Here is a 2,622-nt window from a genome sequence, read left to right as displayed (position 1 = left end):
TATAAGAGACAGGGGTTGTGCGGCTCCGGCCGGTCTCCGGATGCGGGCGGGTGGTGTCCGGGAAGCCCGTGGTGTCCGGAAGGGCCGTGATATTCGGGGTGGGGGTGCCGCTGCTGCTGGTACGCGTACAGCGGGTACGGGTACGGCGGGCGAGGTACGGCGGGTGCGGCGGCCCTGGTGTGGTAGGGGCTGCCCAGGTCGCGTAGGGCGAGCAGGCGGGTGAGGAGTTCCTGCTCGCGGGCCTCGAAGCGGGGGTCGGCGGTGCTCTGCGCCCGAGCGCGCAGCAGCGCCAGCGAGGTGGCGACGCGCTGGTACTCGGAGACCTGGCGGGCGGGCTTGGGGCCGAGTTCACGGCGCGCGAGGTCGCGGGCCCGGCTGCGTACGGTCATCGATCCCATGCCCCATGCCTCGGCCGGGGTGACCCAGCCCTGCGCCGCGTAGCGGCTGAGGACGTCCCGGACGGTGCGGAGGGTGCGGCCGCGGTACCAGACGGCGAGCCAGATCAGGGAGGCGCACAGAGGAGCCATCAGCAGCAGGTAGACCGCGAGGAAGGCGAGTCCGTGCAGTGAGGCGGTGCCGTTCCACAGCGCGTGGAGGGCGATGGAGCCGAGCAGCCCGAATGCCGGAAGGACGATCCGCAGGGTCTGTCGACGGGCGGGCAGGGTGGCCGCCAGGCCGAAGCCGATCCCCGCCAGAGTGGTGAACAGCGGGTGCGCGAAGGGCGACATGATGATGCGCACGACAAACGTGGCGGCGGTGGAGGAGACGCCGTCCTCGGAGGTGCCGAGTTCCTGGTCCTCGTCGTAGGCGGTGCCCAGGTAGAGGATGTTCTCGGTGAAGGCGAAGCCGGTGGCGACGAAGCCGGCGAGGACGATGCCGGAGAGCAGGCCGGTGAAGTTGCGCGGCCGGTAGAGGTAGAGCAGGAGGATCGCCGCCACCTTGGCGATCTCCTCCACCACGGGGGCGACGAGCACGGCGCCCACGATGTCCTCGTTGGTGTCCGCGTTGGTGATGACCGAGGTTGTCAGCCACTCCGTGGCGAAGGTGTTGGCGACGATGGCGACGAGTGTCGCGGCGCAGGCGCCCCAGGCGAACGCGAACACGAGGGTCCGCCAGGGGGTGGGTTCCACCTTGTCCAGCCAGCGCAGTGCCGATATGAGCAGCGGCACGGGCACGGTCGCCAGGACAAGGCCGATGACAAAGCCCTCGGTGCCGGTCTCGGCTCGGACGATGGCCAGGATCGCCAGCCCGCACAGGGCGAGCAGCACGCAGATGGAGGTGGCCCGGAAGGTCCGGTTGTGCGTCCAGGCGGTCCAGCGGCCTCGCGCGCGGCCGCCGCCCGTCGGGCCGCCGGCCGCGCCACCGCCGGGTTCCCGTGCCGGAGGTTCCGGCGCCGGGGGAGCGGACGGCGCGAGGACCGGCCAGGCGGCGGGGTTCGCCCCGGGGGGCGTGCCGGGCCCGTTCGCAGGCGCCGGCGCCGCCGGGCGCGTCGGATCGGCGTGCGTGGCGTTGGCATCGGTTCGGCGATCTGGGTCTGGGCGCACCCAACGACCCTAAATGAGATGACCGTCCGAAGGGCGACTCATCACAACGGCCGGCCGCATGATGCCTTTCGGCGAAAGAGCAGGTCCCGCACGCTGTGGCCCTTGTCGAGACCCTGCCCTTCGAAGCGGGTGAGCGGCCGGTGTTCGGGCCGGGGCGCGAAGCCCCCGTCCGGCTGGGTGTTCTCGAACGCCGGATGCGCGGTCAGCACCTCCAGCATCTGCTCGGCGTACGGCTCCCAGTCGGTGGCGCAGTGGAGCAGCGCGCCCGGAGCCATCCGGGTGGCGGCCAGGTCGAGGAAGGCCGGCTGGATGATGCGCCGCTTGTGGTGGCGCTTCTTGGGCCACGGGTCGGGGAAGTAGACCCGCACGCCGGCGAGGCAGTCGGGCGGCAGCATCTCGCGCAGCAGGATGATGGCGTCGCCGTTCGCCACCCGCACGTTGTGCAGGCCGTTCAGCTCCGCGAGTCGCAGCAGGTTGCCCTGGCCGGGGGTGTGCACGTCGGCTGCGAGGATCCCGGTGTCGGGTTCGGCGGCGGCCATCTGGGCGGTCGCCTCGCCCATCCCGAAGCCGATCTCCAGCACGACCGGCGCCCCGGGGGGCAGAGTGTCGAAGAGCTGGTCGAGGTCGACGACGCGTGAGCCGTCGATGTCGAAGCCCCAGCGCGGCCACAGCCGGACAAGCGCGTCGTGCTGGGCTTTGGTGACGCGGCTGCGGCGCGGCTGGAAGCTGCGGATGGTGCGTTCGTGCCCGTCCGACGGGTTGGCGGCGGGGCCGGCGCCGGGCTCGAACATCGGGGCGCGCGGGTTGGCCTCGTGGTGCGGTGCGCCGGGCTCGCGTGGGCTCTCTGACTGCTGGTTCGTCTCGGACACAGTGACGGGATTCTACGTCCAGCCGGGACAGCCGGGTCCGGGCAGAGCCGCCGGCAAGGGGTTGAGCAGTCGCTCAAGAAACCGTACGCTCCTGTTGAGCGACTGCTCAAACGTGTGTGGAGGGCCGCGTCCGACGCCGTCGGGACCTGGGACACGAGGGTGACGGAGCGGGACATGAGAGGGACATGAGGGGACATGAGGGGGAGGGG

At 71.6% G+C, this 2,622-nt stretch carries 2 protein-coding genes; both read right to left on the bottom strand.

Annotated features, from left to right (window positions below):
• Positions 1-1,268 (bottom strand): PrsW family intramembrane metalloprotease (locus GL263_RS24830; protein ID WP_323379551.1); only part of this gene is annotated, 1,268 nt, incomplete at its 3' end.
• A 317-nt stretch (positions 1,269-1,585) separates the two neighbouring features.
• Positions 1,586-2,413: a tRNA (guanosine(46)-N7)-methyltransferase TrmB gene (gene trmB / locus GL263_RS24825; protein WP_323379550.1), complete on the bottom strand. Its 828-nt coding sequence runs from the start codon at positions 2,411-2,413 to the stop codon at positions 1,586-1,588.
• Positions 2,414-2,622: the final 209 nt, after the last annotated feature.

The sequence above is a fragment of the Streptomyces durbertensis genome (assembly GCF_014156695.1).
GTDB classification, from domain to species: domain Bacteria; phylum Actinomycetota; class Actinomycetes; order Streptomycetales; family Streptomycetaceae; genus Streptomyces; species Streptomyces durbertensis.
This window is presented reverse-complemented; position numbering and strand designations above follow the sequence as displayed.